Consider the following 17,690-nt stretch of genomic DNA (forward strand, 5'->3'; position numbering starts at 1 on the left):
CCGCAGGCGGGGAGCCGGGAATGGCGACGCTGAAGGAATTCGAGGAGGCTTTGCGCGAGCACGGCATGCACATGGCGCTCGCCCTGCTGGAGCGCCTGCGGGAACGCGACCGCGCCACCCGCGTGATCCGTCCCGCCCGCCGCCTCACCGGCCGCAAGATGACGCCGGATTTGGCCCGGTCGATCCTGGAGCTGCACGCCACCACGGGGATGACGCAGCAGGAGATCGCCTTCAAGCTCGGGGTGAACCAGGGCCGGGTCAACGAGGTGATCAAGCGCGGCAAGTGGCTCGACGACGATCCGCAGGCGCCCGAGGCGGTCGCCCGCGACAGGGCCAAGGCGCGGCTGCGGGCCGACGCCCCGCCCCAGCGCAAGCGCGCGGCCAGGACCGGCAAGACCGCCGAGAAAACGGCCCGCCCGGGCAAGCCCTCCCCGCAGGGCCAGCTCTCCCTCGGGGATCTCTAAGGCTCAGCGCGAGGCGGCCGCGGTCTCGGGGAGCGGCAGGGCGACCTTGTCCCGGCCCAGGGCCTCGCCGACCATCAGGATCGCCGGGCCTTCGAGCCCGGCCGCCTCGATCCGGTCGGCGAGATCGGCGGCGCTGCCGCGCACCACCGCCTGGTTCGGCCGGGTGGCGTTGAAGGTGACCAGCGCCGGGGTCGTCGGGGCCAGCCCTTCGCGGACCGCCCGCTCCAGCAGCGTGCGCAGGGTGCGCTTGGGCATGTAGACCACGGTGGTCACGCTCGGATCGGCGAGCGCCCCCCAGTTCAGGTCCTCGGGCAGGGCCCCGCGGCGATCGTGGCCGGTGACGTATTGCAGGCGGCGCGCGGCGTCGCGATGGGTCAGGGAGACGCCGATGGAGGCCGCCGCGCCCTGGGCGGCGGTGACGCCCGGCACCACGGCGCAGGGGATGCCGGCCTGGCGGCAGGCCTCGATCTCCTCGCCCGCCCGGCCGAAGACCAGGGGGTCGCCGGATTTCAGCCGCACCACCTGCTTGCCGGATTTCGCCAGCGACACCATCAGGGCGTTGATGTCGTCCTGCCGGCAGGAAGGGCCGTGCCCGGTCTTGCCCACCAGCATGGTGCGGGCCTCCCGGCGGGCATAATCGAGGATCTCGGGGGCGACGAGGTCGTCGTAGAGGATCACGTCGGCGTTGCGCAGGGCGCGCAGGGCCTTGAGGGTGAGGAGCTCGGCATCGCCCGGGCCGGCGCCCACCAGCGTCACCGCGCCGCCCAGGGGCAGCGCCTCCGTCTGGCCGATCAGCGCGTCGAGATCGGCCTGGGTCGGCGCCCGCTCGGGCTCGGCGAAGGCGCGGTCGGTGAAGCGCTCCCAGAAGCCGCGGCGCTCGGCGAAGCCGTGGAAGCGGGCGGAGACCGTCTCGCGCCAGTCGCGGGCGGCGGCGACCCAGTGCTTGAAGCCGCGGGGCAGCATCGCCTCGATGCGCGCCCGCACGGTCTGACCGAAGACCGGGGCGGCGCCCTCCGTCGAGATGCCGACGACGAGGGGCGAGCGGTTGACGATGGCGCCGAATTTCACATCGCAGAGATGCGGCCGGTCGACCGCGTTGACGATGGCGCCCGCCGCCCGGGCCGCGGCGACGAAGGCGACGCACTCCGCCTCGTCCTCCATCGCGCCGATGGCGAAGGCGGCCCCCGTCAGGTCGTCGGGGGTCCAGGCTCGCTCGTGCAGGGTGACGGAGCCCGCCGCGATCTCGTCGGAGACGCCGCGCAGCTCCTCGCTGGGCGCGGCGGCATAGACGTCGACCCGGGCGCCGGCGGCGGCCAGCAGTTTCACCTTCCAGGGCGCGCCGCCATTCGAGCCGGCGAGCACGGCCCGCTTGTCCTGCAGGGGCACGAAGACCGGCAGCACCGCCAGGGGCTCGAGGCCGGCGGAGCGGGTCTCACGGGGTTGGCGCGGGGTGTTCATCGGGGGGCGGAGACTTCTTCGCTCGGTACCGGGCCGGCGCCTCGGGAGACGGCCGGCGGACCCTCTCCTTTATCCGAGGGAGAGGGAACCGGGAAACCTGCGCTCAGGCGGCGCTGCGCGCAAGCGGTTCGGGCAGGAGCTTGCGGATCTCGGGAATGCAGGAGCCGCAATTCGTGCCGGCCTTGCAGGCGGCGCCCACCGCCTCCACCGAGCCGGCGCCCGCGGCGATGCAGGCGGTGATCACGTCGAGGCCGACGCCGTGGCAGGCGCAGATGGTCGGCCCGGCCGAGGGCGTGGCGGCGCGGCCGGTGAGCAGGGCGCGGCGGTCGCCGGATTCGAGGGCGCCCGCGGCGAAGGCGCTCTTGGCGAGTTCCCAGTCCGGCCGGCTCGCCTCGCCCGGCACCACGGCGAGGCTCGCCACCAGCCGCGCGCCGTCATAGGCGGCCAGCCGATAGAGGCCGCGGCCGTGATCGGAATATTCGGCGATGTCGAGGCCCTGGAAGGCGCCCCGCAGGGCCAGGGCGATCTCGCGGGAGCCGTCCTGCGTCGCGAAGATCAGCCCGGAGCCGTCCTGCACCGTGGCCCGCGCCCACCACCAGCCCTGGGGCGCCGCCTGCGGCTCGCGGGTGATCAGGTAGCCGCGGGAGCGGAAGGCCACGGCCTCCAGCGCCGCCGGCGTCGCCTTCAGCTCGGGCTGGCCGGAGACGGGATCGGGCATGCCGCGGGTGAGCGCGCCGACGCGGGCGTCGGAGGCGGTCATGGCGCTCCAGTGCATGGGGGCGAAGATCTCGCCCGGGCGCACGCCGTCGGTCACCGTCACCTCCAGCACGGCGCTGCCCTGCTCGGTGGTGACGCGGGCGAAGCCCCCCTCGGCGAGCTGGAGGCGGCGGGCATCCTCCGGGCTCACCTCGACGAAGGGCACGGCCCGGTGCGCGGAGAGGCGCTGGCTTTTGCCCGTGCGGGTCATGGTGTGCCAGTGGTCGCGGACGCGGCCGGTGTTGAGCACGAGCGGGAATGGCGCGCTCGGCGCCGTGGCGAGGGCCGGAGCCTGCACCGCCACGAAGCGGGCACGCCGGTCGAAGGTGAAGAAGCGCCCGTCGCCGAACAGGCGCGGCTGCCCGCCCTTGCCGGAAAGCTTCTTCGGCAGCGGCCACTGCACCGGCGCCGCCGCCTCGTAGGCGCGGTCGTTCAGCTCGACGAGGCCGCCGATGTCAAAGTCGCGGCTGCCGTTGTTCTCGAAGGCCGAGAGCGCGGCATGCTCGCGGAAGATCTGCGCGACGTTGGTGTAGGGGAAGGCCGCGCCGTGGCCGAGGCGGCGGCCGATCTCGCTCATGATCGCCCAATCGGCCCGAGCCTCCCCCGGCGCCTTCAGGAAAGCGCGCTGGCGGGAGATGCGCCGCTCGGAATTCGTCACCGTGCCGTCCTTCTCGCCCCAGGCGAGGGCCGGCAGCAGGATGGTCTTGTGGCCGGCGGCCCGCGCCGTGTCGCTGTCGGCGACGGCCTCGGACACCACGAACAGGTCGAGCTTGGCGATCGCCGCCAGAACCCGGTCGGCCTGGGGCATCGACACGACGGGGTTGGTGCCCATCACCCAGAGGGCCTTGATCTTGCCGCGCTCGATCGCCTCGAACAGCGCGATCGCCTTCATGCCCTCGCCGGTGATGATGCGCGGCGCGTTCCAGAAGCGCTTGACCCGGTCGACCTCCTCCGGCGCGAAATGCATGTGGGCGGCGAGCATGTTGGCGAGCCCGCCGACCTCGCGCCCACCCATGGCGTTGGGCTGGCCGGTGAGGGAGAACGGCCCCATGCCCGGCTGGCCGATGCGGCCCGTGGCGAGGTGGCAATTGATGATGGCGTTGCCCTTGTCCGTACCCTGCGCGGACTGGTTCACGCCCATGCTGAAACAGGTGACGACCCGCTTCGTCTCCGCAAACAGCGCGAAGAAGGCCGCGACATCCGCCTCGGCGAGGCCAGTGGCGGCGGCGGTCGCCGCGACGTCGGGGGCGATCTGCCGGGCGCGCTCGATGGCGCCGTCGAAGCCGGCGGTGTGCTCCTTGATGAAGCGGGGATCGAGCTTGCCCGTCGCGGCGAGATGGACGAGCAGGCCGGAGAACAGGGCGGTGTCGCTCCCCGGCCTCAGGCCGAGGAACAGGTCGGCCTCCTCGCCGGTCTGGGTGCGGCGGGGATCGATTACCACGATCTTGGTGCCGCGCTTGGCGCGCGCGTCGATCATGCGGCGGAACAGGATCGGGTGGCACCAGGCGGTGTTGGAGCCGGTGAGCACAAGGAGATCGGCCTCGTCGAGATCCTCGTAGCAGCCGGGCACCGTGTCCGAGCCGAAGGCCCGGCGATGGGCCGCGACCGCGCTCGACATGCAGAGCCGCGAATTGGTGTCGACATGGGGCGTGCCGAGGAAGCCCTTCGCGAGCTTGTTGGCGACGTAGTAATCCTCGGTGAGCAGCTGGCCGGAGAGGTAGAAGGCGATCGAATCCGGCCCGTGCGCCTCCGCGATGCGCCGCAGGCCACCGGTGACGGCCCCCAGCGCCTCCTCCCAGGACGCGCGGCGGCCGTCGATCTCCGGATGCAGCAGGCGGTTCTCGAGGGAGAGCGTCTCGCCCAAAGCCGAGCCCTTGGAGCAGAGCCGGCCGCGATTGGCTGGATGCTCGGGATCCCCGGCGATGCCGGCACCGCCCCGCCCGTCCGGGCTCGCGAGCACGCCGCACCCGACGCCGCAATAGGGGCAGGTGGTCTTCACCACGGTCGCGGCGGTGTCGGAGGCGGGCTGGGTCATGGGCCGATCCTCGGCGGATATCGCGTCGTCACAGGCAGCAAGAGCCGGGCCGCCGGCTGGCCGCCGTTTCGCCCTCCCCCCGCAAGTCGCGCTTGCGGAGCTCGGGCTGGCCCGAGATCCGAGGGGAGGGTTCGAAGGCTCAGTACACGTCGGCCTGGTAGCGCCCCGCCTTCTTCAGCGCGGCGAGATAGGCCACGGCCTCGTCGGGGTTCTTGCCGCCGTGGCTGGCGGCGACGTCGATGATGGCGCGCTCCACGTCCTTGGCCATGCGCTTGGCATCGCCGCAGACATAGAAATGGGCGCCGCCCTCGAGCCACTTCCACAGCTCCGCCCCGGTCTCGCGCATGCGGTCCTGGACGTAGGTCTTCTCCTTGCCGTCGCGGGACCAGGCGAGCGACAGGCGGGTGAGCACCTTGTCGTCCTTCAGCTGGGTCAGCTCGTCCTTGTAGAAGAAGTCGCTGGCCTGGCGCTGATGTCCGTAGAACAGCCAGTTGCGGCCCGGCGCCTTGGTGGCGGCGCGCTCCCGCAGGAAGGCGCGGAACGGGGCGATGCCCGTGCCGGGCCCGCACATGATCACGTCCTTGGACAGATCCTCCGGCAGGGCGAAGCCGTGCGCCTTCTGCAGGTAGATCTTGACCTTGGTCTGCTCGGGCAGGCGCTCGCCGAGATGGGTCGAGGCGACGCCGAGGCGCAGCCGCGAACGGTGGTTGTAGCGGACCGCGTCGACGGTGAGGGAGACTTTGCCGACATCCATCTTGGGCGAGGACGAGATCGAGTAGAGGCGCGGCTGCAGCTCGTCGAGGGCCTCGAGGAAGACCTCGGCATCGGGGCGGGCGCCCGGGAACTTGTGCAGCGCGCCGAGCACGTCGAGATAGGCCGCGTCGCCGTCCGGATCCTCGCCGGCGGCGAGCGCCTGGGCCTTCCGGCGCGCCTCGCCCGAGGTCAGGAGCGAGAGGAGTTGGTAGAGCCCGTCCGGCGCCGCGCCCAGCGAGTAATCGGCGAGCAGGCGGTTGCGCAGGGTCTTGCCGCCGATGATCCGCTCGGGACGGGTGCCGAGCTCGGCGATCACCGCATCGACCAGGGCGGGGGCGTTGGCGGGGAACAGGCCGAGGCTGTCGCCGACCACGTACTCGATCGGCGTATCCTTCAGGTCGATCTCGATGTGCCAGGTCTCCTTCTCGCCGCCCGGCTCGTTGAGACGACGACGGCCGAGGAAGGTCGCCTCGACGGGATTCTCGCGGCAATAGCCCAGGGGGCCGAGCTCCGGCTCCTTCTTCGGAGCGGCCGCCTCCGCCTTCGGCGCGGCCGCCGCCCCGCCGGAGGCGCCGAACTCCTCGTCGAGCTTCTTGAGCATGCGCAGGGTCTCTTTGCCGCCCGGCTGGCAAAGGTTCAGGCGCTCCTCGCTCTTGAGGAAGATCGCGTTGGCATAGTCGGCGCAGTTGTAGCCGCACTGGCCGCAATCCTGCTGGGCCATGGCGGCCATCAGCTTCTGCGCGTCCGGCCGGTCCTTGGCCATCTCCATGCGGTCGGCGATCGGCATGGACGGGTCGTGCCAGGGCGCATCGTCGTTGTCGGCGAGCTTCTTCGCACCGCCCGGCGCCTCACCGGGTGCGAGCGCCGTCGCGCCCTCGACCGCCGGGCCGAGCAGGGCCGCGAAATAGCCCGAGAGCCAGGAGCGCTGGTCGGCGGTGAAGGGGGCGCTCTCGGGGATGAGAACGAGCGGGGGCGTGACGTGCTGGGTCATGCGGCGGCCTTGAGGGCGGGCTGTTCTTCGGCGGCGTCGCGCAGGGCCTCGGGGCCGGTGCGCGCGGTGAAGGCCTGGAAGCTCTCTTCCGGCCCCTGGCGGCGGGCGAGATAGGCGTGGAGCAGGGCCTCCACGCGGCCCGGGCATTCCTCCGCCTTCACGCCCTTCCAGATCTCGGTGCCGATCTTCGGGGTCTCGGCGAAGCCGCCGCCGACCACGATGTCGTAGCCCTCGACGGTGTCGCCCTCCTCCGAGACGGTGACCTTGGCGCCGATGAGCCCGATATCGCCGATGTAGTGCTGGGCGCAGGAATGGTGGCAGCCGGTGAGATGCACGTTCACCGGCACGTCGAGATGGGTCACGGTCTTCTCGACATGGTCCGCGATGAGCAGCGCGTGGCCCTTGGTGTCGGCGGCGGCGAACTTGCAGCCGCGGTTGCCCGTGCAGGCCACCAGGCCCGAGCGGATGCCCGCGGCCTTGATGGTGAGGCCGAGCGCCTCGATGCGGGCCTCGACCTCCGCCACCTTCGCGTCCGGCACGCCGGAGAAGATGAAGTTCTGCCAGACCGTGAGGCGAATCTGCCCGTCGCCGCACTCGGCCGAGATTTTTGCGAGTTCCCGCATCTGGTCGGTGGTCATCTTGCCCACCGGCAGGACGACGCCGATCCAGTTCAGGCCGGGCTGCACCTGCTTGTGCACGCCGACATGGGCGAAGCGGTTCGTGGCCTTGCGCGGGGCGACATGGGCGGGATCGACCCGGTCGAGCGGGCGGCCGAGCTTCTCCTCGACGGCGGCGAGGTACTTGTCGAAGCCCCAGGCATCGAGGACGTACTTCATCCGACTCTTGTTGCGGTTGGTGCGGTCGCCGTTCTCGATGAAGACGCGCAGGATCGCGTCGGCGACCTTGTTGCAATCCTCGGGCTTGAGCACCACGCCGGTGTCGCGGGCGAGGTCCTTGTGGCCGGAGATGCCGCCGAGCACGAGGCGCATCCAGATGCCGGCGGGCACGCTCGCGCCCTCCAGAACCTCGATCGCCTGGAAGCCGATATCGTTGGTCTCCTCCAGCACCGGCATCACGCCGCCGCCGTCGAAGGCGACGTTGAACTTGCGCGGCAGGCCGTAGAGCGAGCGGTCGTTGAGGATCCAGTTGTGCCAGGACTTGGCGAGCGGGCGCGTGTCGAGCAGCTCCTGCGCGTCGATGCCGGCGGTGGGCGAGCCGGTGACGTTGCGGATGTTGTCCGCGCCCGCGCCCCGGGCGGTGAGGCCGAGATCGGTCAGCCCGTCGAGGAAGGGCTGGCCGTGCTCCGGGGCGATCTCGCGGACCTGGAGATTGGCGCGGGTGGTGACGTGGCTGTAGCCGCCGCCATGGGCATCGGCGAGGTCGGCGATCCCGGCGAACTGCCAGTGCTGCAGGATCCCGTTGGGGATGCGCAGGCGGCACATATAGGAGGTCTGATTGGGGGCGACCCAGAACAGGCCGTGGTAGCGCCAGCGGAAATTGTCCTCGGGCTTGGGCGGCTTGCCGGTCGCGGCCTCCTGGATCAGGCGGTTATGGCCATCGAAGGGGTTCTCGGCGCGCTTCCACTTCTCCTGGTCGCAGAGCTTGCCGCCGTTCTTCACGGTGCGGTCCTGCGCCTTGATGTGGATCGCATCCGGTCCCGTCGGCTCGGACGGCGCGCCCGCGGGCGCTTGACCCAGGGCGAGGCCGCCGGTCATCCGGGCGGCGGCGATGCCGGAGGCGAAGCCTTCCAGATAGCGCTTCTGCTCAGGATTGAAATCGTCTGCCATCGCTGCCTCACTCACGCTGCGAGGGGTTTCACGGACGGGCCGAACATCAGGTCGTCCCGGTCTTCAGGTCGAAGCGCCGCGCCGGTGCGGATCAGGTCCTTGCACCGCGCCTGCTCGGCGATGTCGCCGACGAAGACGGCGCCGATCAGCGTGCCGTCCACGATCGTCAGCTTGCGGTAGAGCCCGGCGGAGGCGTCGTGCATCACGATCGCCTCGGCCCCCTCGGGCGTGTCGACCACCCCGGCGGAGAACACCGGCAGGCCCGACACCTTCAGGCTCGTGGCAAGGGACGTGCCGAGATAGGCCGCCGCCTCCCCGACGAGATGCCGCGCCAGCACCTCCGCCTGCTCGTAGGCGGGCTCGACGAGGCCGTAGACCACGCCGCGATGCTCGGCGCATTCGCCGAGCGCGAAGATGCGCGGGTCGGAGGTGGTCATGCGGTCGTCGACGGTGATGCCGCGCCCGCAGGCGAGGCCGCAGCCCTGCGCCAGCGCCATGGAGGCGCGGATGCCCACCGACATCACCACGAGGTCGGCCGGCACCACGGTGCCGTCCTTCATCACCAGCCGCTCGACCTTGCCGTCGCCCTCGATGGCGGCGGTGTCGGCCGAGAGCATCACCTTGACGCCACGGGCCTCCATCGCCGCGCGCACGAGGCGGGCGGCATGGTGGTCGAGCTGGCGCTCCATCACCCGGTCCATGACGTGGATCAGCGTCGTGTCGACGCCGAGCCGGGCGAGCCCGACCGCGGCCTCGAGCCCGAGCAGGCCGCCGCCGATCACCACGGCCTTGGCGTGCTCGACGGCCGCCTTGCGGATCGCCGCCACGTCCGCGAAATCGCGGAAGGTGAGCACGCCCGGCAGGTCGATGCCGGGCAGGGGCAGGCGGATCGGCAGGGAGCCGATCGCCAGGACCAGCCTGTCGAAGGGCAGGACATGCGTCTCCCCGACGATGGCCAACCCGTTCTCCCGGTCGATCTGCGTCACCGGCGCGCCGGTGATCAGGCGGATGCCGTGATCGTCGTACCAGGAGAGCGGGCGGAAGCCGCAGGCGGCCTCGTCCACCTCCCCGCCGAGCAGCGAGGAGAGCAGCACGCGGTTATAGGCGGCGACCGGCTCGGCGCCGACGACGGTGACGTCGTAACGCCCCGGCGCCCGCTCGGTCAGCCGCTCCAGGAAACGGAGCGAGGCCATGCCGTTGCCGACGACGACGAGCCGCTCCTTTCCACCCATGGCCTGCGCGCCCATGCCCGATCCCCCTTCCAAGCTCACGCGGCGAGGGCGGCGGGGTTGGCGTGGCGGGCGTAGAGGAACTCCAGCACCGCGGCGCGGGCATGGACGTAGGTGGCATCCTCCACGAGCTCCAGGCGGCGGCGCGGACGCGGCAGCGGCACCGGCAGGATCTCGCCGATCGTCGCCGAGGGGCCGTTCGTCATCATCACGATGCGGTCGGAGAGCAGGACCGCCTCGTCCACGTCGTGGGTGATCATGATGACGGTGTTCCGCAGCCGCGTCTGGATCTCCATGAGCTGGTCCTGGAGATGGGCGCGGGTGAGCGCGTCCAGCGCCCCGAAGGGCTCGTCCATCAGGAGCACGGTCGGCTCCATGGCCAGCGCCCGGGCGATGCCGACGCGCTGCTTCATGCCGCCGGAGATCTCGCTGGGGCGCTTGTCGGCGGCGTGCATCATGTTCACGAGCGCGAGGTTGTGCTCGATCCACTGCGCCCGCTCGGCCTTCGACTTCTTGCCCTTGAGCACCTTGTCGACGGCGAGCGCCACGTTCTCGCGCACGGTGAGCCAGGGCAGCAGGGAGTGGTTCTGGAACACCACCGCGCGGTCGGGACCGGGGGCATTCACCTCCTTGCCGTCGAGGAGCACGCCGCCGGTCGAGGCCTTGAGCAGGCCGGCGACGATGTTGAGCACCGTCGACTTGCCGCAGCCCGAATGCCCGATGATCGAGACGAACTCGCCCTTGGCGATGTCGAGATTCACGTCGCGCAGCACCTCGGAGGTCTTGCCGCCGCGGCGGAAGGAGATGCCGACCTGGGAGAGGGAGAGATGGGTCATGGCGGCTCGCTTCACGCTGCGCTGGTGCCGCGGGTCACGAGCACGCCCACCCCAGCCACCAGCCGGTCAAGGACGAAGCCGATGAGCCCGACATAGACGAGGGCGACGATGATCTCGCTGATATGCGACGAGTTCCACGCGTCCCAGATGAAGAAGCCGATGCCGACGCCGCCGATCAGCATCTCGGCCGCCACGATGGCGAGCCAGGACAGGCCGACGCCGATGCGCAGGCCGGTGAAGATGTACGGCGCCGCCGAGGGCAGCATGACCTTGTAGAAGAATTCGATCGGGTTGAGCCGGATCACCGCCGCCACGTTGCGGTAATCCTGCGGGATGTTCCGGATGCCGACCGCGGTGTTGATGATGATCGGCCAGATCGAGGTGATGAAGATCACGAAGATCGCGCTCGGCTGACCGTCGCGGAATGCGGCGAGCGAGAGCGGCAGCCAGGCCAGCGGCGGGATGGTCCGCAGCACCTGGAAGATCGGGTCGAGGCCGCGCATCGCCCATTCGGACTGGCCGACGAGGGTGCCGAGCAGCACGCCCGCCACCACGGCCAGGGAAAAGCCGAGCGCGACGCGCTTGAGGCTCGCCGCGATATGCCAGAACAGGCCCTTGTCGGTGCCGCCATTGTCGAAGAACGGATCGACGATGATGTCGTGCGCCTCCGACAGCACCCGCGAGGGCGCCGGCAGGCCGGCGGTCGGGGAGGAGCAGAGCACCTCCCACAGGAGCAGGAAGCCCGCCAGCACGACGAGCGGCGGCACGATCCGAGCCGCGAAGGCGCGCAGACCGGCCAGGGTGACGAGCGGCCCGCGGGCCTTGGCCACGGCGCGGGCGCCCGCGGCGTTCGAGAGGGTGGCTCCGGTCGCCATCACGCCACCTTCTTGATGCCGAGGCTGGCGAGGTAGGCGGCAGGATCGGCCGGGTCGAAGACCTTGCCGTCGAACAGCGTCTCCTTGCCGCGGGACGTGGAGGTCGGGATCGCGGAGACGCCGAGCGCCTTGGCGGCGTCGCGCCACAGATCCTCGCGGTTCACCTTGCCGATCAGCGCCTTGGTGTCGGTGGTCGCCTCGAACTTGCCCCAGCGGATGTCCTCGGTGAGGAACCAGAGGTCGTGGCTCTGGTAGGGGTAGGAAGCGTTGTCGGCCCAGAACTTCATGGTGAAGGGGCTGTTCTCGACGACGCGGCCGGTGCCGTAGTCGAACTTGCCCTTCATCCGGTCGACGACATCGGCCACCGGCACGTTGATCCACTGGCGCTTGGCGACGATGCCGGCGAGCTCCTCACGGTTCTCCGGCTTCTCGCACCATTGCTGGGCCTCCATCACCGCCATCAGCAGGGCCTTGGCCGCGTTCGGATACTTGTCGACCCAGGCCGCGCGCAGGGCAAAGGCCTTCTCCGGATGGTCCTTCCAGAGCTCGCCCGTGGTCACGGACGTGTAGCCGATGCCCTGGTGGATGAGCTGTTCGTTCCACGGCTCGCAGACGCAGAAGCAGTCCATCGTGCCGACCTTCATGTTCGCCACCATCTGGGGCGGCGGCACGACGATGGTCTCGATGTCCTTGTCCGGGTCGATGCCGCCGGCGGCGAGCCAGTAGCGGATCCAGAGGTCGTGGGTGCCCCCCGGGAAGGTCATCGCCGCCTTCACCGACTTGCCCGAGGCCTTCTTGGCCTCGAGGGCGGCTTTGAACGGCTTGGTGTCGAGGCCGATCTTCTGGTCGAGGTATTCCTTCGCGATCGAGATGCACTGACCGTTCAGGTTGAGCCGGGCCATGATGTACATCGGCACCGGCACGTTGTTCTGGGTCACCCGACCGGCGGAGATCAGGTAGGGCATCGGCGACAGGATGTGGGCGCCGTCGATGCCGTTGCCCTCGGAGCCGAGCACGAGGTTGTCGCGGGTGGTGCCCCAGGAGGCCTGCTTCAGCACCTCCGTGTCGGGCATGCCGTACTTGGCGAAGATGCCCTTCTCCTTGGCGACGAAGAGGGGGGCCGCGTCGGTGAGCGCGATGAAGCCGAGCTTGGCACCCTTGACCTCCGGCCCGGCGCCCTGCGCGAAGGCGCCGCCCGGCAGCGCGGCGCGCGCCGCCCCGGCGAGCGCCAGCGCGGCGGCCGCCCCCTTGATGATGCCACGGCGTGTCGTGTTGCTCGGGTCGATGCTCATCTGATCTTCGTCCCCCCGGCGCCATCGCGCATGAAAAAAGCCGCCATCCGGGATCGCCTGCGCGATCAAAAATCGTCGCGTGCGAACATCGGATCAGCGGCTTTGCTGACGGTGGGCCGATCTTCGTTGACCGGCCTATGCGGGATATCCAGCACGAAGCATGCCAACTTTCGCCGGCGCCCGCGGAGCGGCGGCCGGTCTCCTTTCGCCGCAGCGCGGGCGAAGGGTGCCGAAGCGTGACCGGAGCGTGCCCCGGACGGCAGCAGCGCCGATGCACTGCACAATTTTTGAGCGAATGTTCATCCCCTGCGCAAGGCGCGCATGGGAAGGGGCTTGGCGTCGGAGAGGCATGCGGCCATGCCGGGTGGACGCCTCCACGAAAAAACCGGCCCGACCTTTTCCAGGTCGGGCCGGCTCGCGATCGTCACGGCTCCCGCCCAGGATCGGGCGGCGGCCGGATTATTGCGGCGGCGGAGCCGATGACGGCTGGCCCTCCGCCTGCTGCTGGAGCAGCGGGGTGATGCGACGGACCGTGACGCGGCGGTTCTCGCGGTTGGCGCTCTGGGTATTCACCTTGAGGTACTGCTCGCCGTAGCCCTGTGTGGTGAGGTTCTCCGGCGGCACCTGGAAGGTCTGGGTCAGCACCGAGGCCACCGATTGCGCCCGCCGGTCGGAGAGGGAGAGGTTGTCGACCTCCGCACCGACCGCGTCGGTATAGCCCTCGATCAGGAACACCTCCTGCGGATTGGCCTTCACCGCCTGGTTGATCGCCGCGGCGATGGTCGAGAGGCGCTGCGCCTGGTCGGGCGTCACCGTGAACGATCCGGAATCGAAGTTGATCGTGTTGATGTCCACGCTCGGCATGCGGGCGCGCAGCTGCGGGCTGTAGCGGACCTGATCGAGCGTGTAGCGCCGGTCGACCGGCTGGACCGGCGGCGCCGAGAGAGCCTGATAGACCGTCCGCTCGTCCGCCCGCTCGTAATCCACGATGTAGCGGTCGCGGGGGATGCGGATGTCCGGCGGGGGCAGGTCGACCACGTCCTCGTAGATCGGCCGCGGCGGCCCGCCATAGCTGTTGTTGATCAGGAAGACCTCGCGCCCGTCGCCGTAGCGGCGGTAGCGGCGCAGCAGGCGGCCGTCGTCGTCCACCACGGTGACGACCTGGCCGCCCCCGGGGCTGTCGACATAGCTGTAGATCTCGCCGCCGCGGCGCTCGCTGCGATAGCCGCGGTCGCCGTAGATCTCGCGGAAGCGCTCGTTCTCGTCGTGGCGGATGAAATAGCCGTCGCGGTCGCGCACGATGATGCGGCCGGGCTCGCGGATATAGGTCCGCCCGTCCACATCGTATTCGCGGCGATCGCGGCGGACGGTGTCGTAGTCGCGCACCCGGTAATCGTTGTCGTTGAAGCCACCCGGGATGTAGCCGGGGCCGCCGGGCACGTTGAAGCGGTCGCGGCGCTCGGCGCCGTCGCGGCGGTCATAGGCGTCGCGCCGATCCGAGGCGTCGCGGCGGTCGTAGCCACCCGCATTGCCAGGCTGGTAGCCCGGCTGACCCGGCTGGGGCGGAGCACCCGGCGGAACCTGGTTCGGCTGGCCGGGCGCGATCTGGTTGGATGGTCCCTGGCCGGGAGGCAGGCGCCCGCCGGGCTGCTGCGCATTGGGCGGCACGGGCTGCCCGGGCGGCGTCCCCGGGGGCGTGCCCGGCGGCACGGCCGGCTGCTGCGCGCCGGGAGGCGTGACGGGACGGCCGGGAACGCCCGGCTGCTGATTGGGCGCGACCGGACGGCCCGGCACGCCGGGCCGCTGGTTCGGCGGGGTCGGCGTCTCCGGCTGGCGCGCGGCCGGCGCCTCCGGCTCGCCGGGACGGTTGGGCGGCGGCGCGCCCGGGGCCGTGGGCTGGCCGGGGCGGCTCGGGGGCGGCGTTTCGGGCGGGGCCGCATGGGGCTGCGCCGGGGCGCCGGGGCGCGCGGGCGGCGGCGTCTCCGCGCCAGCGGGCCGGTTCGGCGCGGGGGGCGTGGACCGGTTCTGCGGGGCCGGGGGCGGGGCATTCGGCGCCGCGCCGGGGCGGGGCGGCGTCGCCCGCTCAGGCCTCTCCTCGGAGCGGGCGGGGCCGGACCTCTCGTCCGGGCGATTGGGCGCGGCGCGGTCCGGAGCCTCCCGGTCGGGGCCGGGCCTGCGGTCCCGGGCCGCGGGCGGCGTCGGGCGCTCCTCCGAGCGATCGGGGCGGGCGGCCGGCGCCCGATCGGGCCGTTCGGCGGCGGGCGGGCGCTCCGGGGCACGCTCGCGGGCCGCGGGCGGCGCCGCGCGCTCGGCAGGGGCGGGACGCTCCGCCGGCGCCGGACGTTCGGGACGGGCCGAGGGGGCCGGCCGCTCCGCCGGCGCAGGGCGCTCCGCGGGAGGGGGACGCTCCGGCCGGGCCGCGGGACCGGGCCGCTCGGCGGGAGACGGGCGCTCGGGCGGGGCCGCCCGTTCGGGCCGCCCCGGAGGCGGTCCCCCACGCTCCGCGCCGCCGGGACCGCCACGCTCCGGACCGCCGCGCTCGCCGCCACCGGGGCCGCGGGGGCCGCCCCGTGGTTCCTCCGCCTGCGCGAGCTCGATCCGGCCGGTCAGCCCCTCGCCCGATGGCCGGGCGGCGATCGGCCCGGACAGGAGCAGGGTGGGCAGGATCGTGCCCGTCAGAAGCAGCGAGCGGGTCATCCCCATCAGGTCAGCCTTCGTGAAACGCAATCGGGGGATCCGAACTCGGTCGGGCCGATATGGTTCCACGCCGCAGGCGCCTCCGCGCCGCCGCAGAGCCGGCGGCGACCCGGGGTCGGGCCGTTCACATCCTGGGGATCAGCCGGTCAGGGCGCGCCCGTCCGGGCCGGCACGGGGATCATCGAGGGGGCGATGACGCGGATGTTCTGCGGGGCGGCGCTGCCCGTCGCCGCGGGGCTGCCGCCCGCGGCATCCCCGTCGGACAGCGTGCCCGAACGCTGCGCCGCATCCGCCGCGATCTCGGCGGCGGTGCGGTCGGCCCGGCCGACCAGGGTGAGGCGCACCTTCGGCCGCGACAACGCCTCCGCCTGCATCGGCGTGACGAAGATGTCGCCCTTGTGCCGCACCAGCATGCTCTCGGCCTTGACCAGGGACTGCGCCCAGGTCTGGCCCTCGCGCTTGCAGGAGCAGTTCGGCGTGAAGCTCGTGCGGAACTTGAAGGCGTTGGGCAGCGCCGTGTAGGCGCGGCTGCCCTTGACCGTCGCCGCGTATTTGAGGGCGTCGTCGCCGGCCGGCATCGAATAGGCCACGGCCTCGGTGCCCGGGCAGAGGGCCTGGCACATGTCGTTGGCCCCCGAGCGCCCCTCGGGCAGGTTGCTCATCGGGAAATAGGAGCCGTCGCAGGTCTTCACGCAGATGACCTGATGGCCGCCCCGGGCGGTCTGCTCGCCGGGCAGGCCGGTGCCGGGCGGCTGGTCGCCGCAGGCCGTGGCGACCGCCTGGGTGAGCTGGCGGCGGCGCGCCGAGACGACCTCTCCGTTCTCCGAGCCGTAGCCGGCATTGAGCGCGCGGATGCGCTGCTCCACGGCCCCGCACTGGGGCGGCCGGGTGTCGAAGAACAGGAATTTGCCGCCCTCGCAGTTCAGGCTGCGGTAATAGGCCTGGAGGCGGCCGATCTCGTTGCGCAGGGCCTCGGCGGCGCTCGCCCCGTTGTTGAGGTTGGCGAGCTCGGCCTTGTAGCGCTGGCAGGCCCATTGGTCCGCGCGCGCGGCCGCCGGGAGGAACGGCACGGCGAACAGCGCGAGCAGGAGAAGCGCAACCGGCAGACGTGTCGACCTACGAATCAACGGCATAGCTCGGGTTGCTGTCGGGCGGGGCACGGCCCGCGAAAGGGGCAGCGGGACGCGTCGGGCAAATCAACGTCCTGAATAAACCTCCTCGCAGACCGGCAACAGACACCCCACATCACAACGGCGCAGCTTTGCGGGGATTGCGGGAATGATGTGGCTGAAGCGCACCATGGGTCTTGCGGGGGTGTTCGGCCTGGGCCTCGCGGCCCTGGCGGGGAACGGGGCACAGGCGCAGGAGCCCGACAGGATCTTCGACAAGTCGACGGTCTGGCGGCCGCTCACGCCCAACGACAAGCTCGTCGTCTACGGCATCGACGACCCGGCGGTGGCGGGCGTCGCCTGCTGGTACACCCAGCCGGAGAAGGGCGGCATCAAGGGCACCCTCGGCCTCGCCGAGGACGTGTCGGACATCTCGCTCGCCTGCCGGCAGGTCGGGCCGGTTCAGTTCAAGGACAAGTTCAAGCAGGGCGAGGTGGTGTTCAGCGAGCGCCGGTCGCTGATCTTCAAGTCGATGCAGATCGTGCGCGGCTGCGACGTGAAGCGCAACACGCTGATCTACATGGTCTACTCGGACAAGGTGATCCAGGGCTCGCCCAAGAACTCCACCTCGAGCGTCCCCCTCGCCCCCTGGGGCACGGAGCCGCCGCCCAAATGCGGCGATTTCCTCAAGGGTTGAGCCGGACGGGGCTGAAGGCCCGACACGAAAAGGGCCGGCGCGGTGATCGCGCCGGCCCGGTCCGCGGAAAACCGCGAAGGGGTATCAGATTTGGTCGGTCGCCTTCTTGGCGGCCTCGGCATTCTGGTTGAAGGCGTCGCGGGCCTCGCTCACGCCCTGCTGCACGGCGCTCTTGGCGTTCTCGGCACCCTGCTGGAAGGCGCTCTGGGCAAGGCCGCCGAACTCCTTGGCCTGGGCCTGGATCGCGGCGAACTGCGAGCGGACGAACTCGGCCTGGTGCTGCATGGCCTCGTTCACGTCACGGGAGCGGACGAGCTTCTGCGCCAGGTCGAACGCGGCGTTCACGTTCTGCTCGGCGTATTCGAAGCCGCGGGTGGACAGGTTGCTCGCATTGCTGCGGGCGAGATCGGCCGAGCCGCTCACCGTTTCGGCCGTGCGCCGGGCCGCGCCGATGAAGGAGTCGAAGGCCTTGCGGGCCTGGTCGACGCTCTTCTCCGCGAAATCGCGCATCTCGGTGGGGATCTCGTAATTCGGGGTCTCGGCCATGTCCGTCTCCTCGAGTTTTTGGTTCACACAGCGATTGTGCACTGCACAATAACACAGGCCGCGGCGATTTCCAGCCCCGGCGAGGCTGATTAGGGTTAACAGTTGATAAACGTGTGTCGGCGCTCGCCGAAGTCTATGTCCGGGGTACAAGCCACCCCTAGAAAC

13 protein-coding genes are annotated in these 17,690 nt (G+C 71.2%); 2 read left to right on the top strand and 11 right to left on the bottom strand.

The window, feature by feature from the left end; genetic code table 11:
- Positions 1 to 20 precede the first annotated feature (20 nt).
- Positions 21 to 464: a sigma factor-like helix-turn-helix DNA-binding protein gene (locus MFF21_RS19265; RefSeq protein ID WP_238313069.1), complete on the top strand. Its 444-nt coding sequence runs from the start codon at positions 21 to 23 to the stop codon at positions 462 to 464.
- A 3-nt stretch (positions 465 to 467) separates the two neighbouring features.
- Here the strand turns inward: MFF21_RS19265 and cysG are convergent, their stop codons facing one another.
- From cysG to MFF21_RS19315, 10 genes are all read right to left on the bottom strand, one after another.
- Complete coding sequence (cysG, locus tag MFF21_RS19270) at positions 468 to 1,922, bottom strand: siroheme synthase CysG (RefSeq protein WP_238313071.1); 1,455 nt, start codon at positions 1,920 to 1,922, stop codon at positions 468 to 470.
- 103 nt (positions 1,923 to 2,025) lie between these two features.
- Positions 2,026 to 4,713, bottom strand: a complete 2,688-nt coding sequence (locus MFF21_RS19275; RefSeq protein WP_238313073.1) for a nitrate reductase — start codon at positions 4,711 to 4,713, stop codon at positions 2,026 to 2,028.
- Positions 4,714 to 4,852: 139 nt separating this feature from the next.
- Entirely contained in the window at positions 4,853 to 6,457 is a 1,605-nt protein-coding gene (locus MFF21_RS19280) for a sulfite reductase subunit alpha (RefSeq protein ID WP_238313075.1), read from the bottom strand.
- The gene (locus tag MFF21_RS19285) at positions 6,454 to 8,244 is read right to left on the bottom strand and encodes a NirA family protein (protein WP_238313076.1); all 1,791 of its coding nucleotides are present in this window, start codon (positions 8,242 to 8,244) and stop codon (positions 6,454 to 6,456) included. Before MFF21_RS19285 ends, MFF21_RS19280 begins: the two co-directional genes overlap by 4 nt.
- 11 nt (positions 8,245 to 8,255) lie before the next feature.
- Complete coding sequence (locus tag MFF21_RS19290; protein WP_238313331.1) at positions 8,256 to 9,476, bottom strand: NAD(P)/FAD-dependent oxidoreductase; 1,221 nt, start codon at positions 9,474 to 9,476, stop codon at positions 8,256 to 8,258.
- A 35-nt stretch (positions 9,477 to 9,511) separates the two neighbouring features.
- The gene (locus tag MFF21_RS19295) at positions 9,512 to 10,309 is read right to left on the bottom strand and encodes an ABC transporter ATP-binding protein (protein WP_238313078.1); all 798 of its coding nucleotides are present in this window, start codon (positions 10,307 to 10,309) and stop codon (positions 9,512 to 9,514) included.
- Between the two features lie 11 nt (positions 10,310 to 10,320).
- Entirely contained in the window at positions 10,321 to 11,184 is an 864-nt protein-coding gene (ntrB, locus tag MFF21_RS19300) for a nitrate ABC transporter permease (RefSeq protein WP_238313080.1), read from the bottom strand.
- Entirely contained in the window at positions 11,184 to 12,476 is a 1,293-nt protein-coding gene (locus tag MFF21_RS19305; protein ID WP_238313082.1) for a CmpA/NrtA family ABC transporter substrate-binding protein, read from the bottom strand. Before MFF21_RS19305 ends, ntrB begins: the two co-directional genes overlap by 1 nt.
- A 459-nt stretch (positions 12,477 to 12,935) precedes the next feature.
- Positions 12,936 to 15,179 carry an OmpA family protein gene (locus MFF21_RS19310; protein ID WP_238313084.1) on the bottom strand — a complete coding sequence of 748 codons (2,244 nt, stop codon included), beginning with the start codon at positions 15,177 to 15,179 and terminating at the stop codon, positions 12,936 to 12,938.
- A 140-nt stretch (positions 15,180 to 15,319) separates the two neighbouring features.
- Positions 15,320 to 16,306, bottom strand: coding sequence for a DUF2865 domain-containing protein (locus MFF21_RS19315; protein ID WP_238313086.1), 987 nt, complete (start codon positions 16,304 to 16,306; stop codon positions 15,320 to 15,322).
- 145 nt (positions 16,307 to 16,451) lie between these two features.
- Between MFF21_RS19315 and MFF21_RS19320 the strand changes: the two genes are divergently transcribed.
- Positions 16,452 to 16,979, top strand: a complete 528-nt coding sequence (locus tag MFF21_RS19320) for a CreA family protein (RefSeq protein WP_373325061.1) — start codon at positions 16,452 to 16,454, stop codon at positions 16,977 to 16,979.
- An 84-nt stretch (positions 16,980 to 17,063) separates the two neighbouring features.
- Here MFF21_RS19320 and MFF21_RS19325 read toward each other — a convergent pair whose 3' ends face one another.
- Positions 17,064 to 17,525 carry a phasin gene (locus tag MFF21_RS19325; protein WP_238313087.1) on the bottom strand — a complete coding sequence of 154 codons (462 nt, stop codon included), beginning with the start codon at positions 17,523 to 17,525 and terminating at the stop codon, positions 17,064 to 17,066.
- Positions 17,526 to 17,690 lie beyond the last annotated feature (165 nt).

The organism is Methylobacterium organophilum, assembly GCF_022179465.1.
GTDB classification, from domain to species: domain Bacteria; phylum Pseudomonadota; class Alphaproteobacteria; order Rhizobiales; family Beijerinckiaceae; genus Methylobacterium; species Methylobacterium organophilum.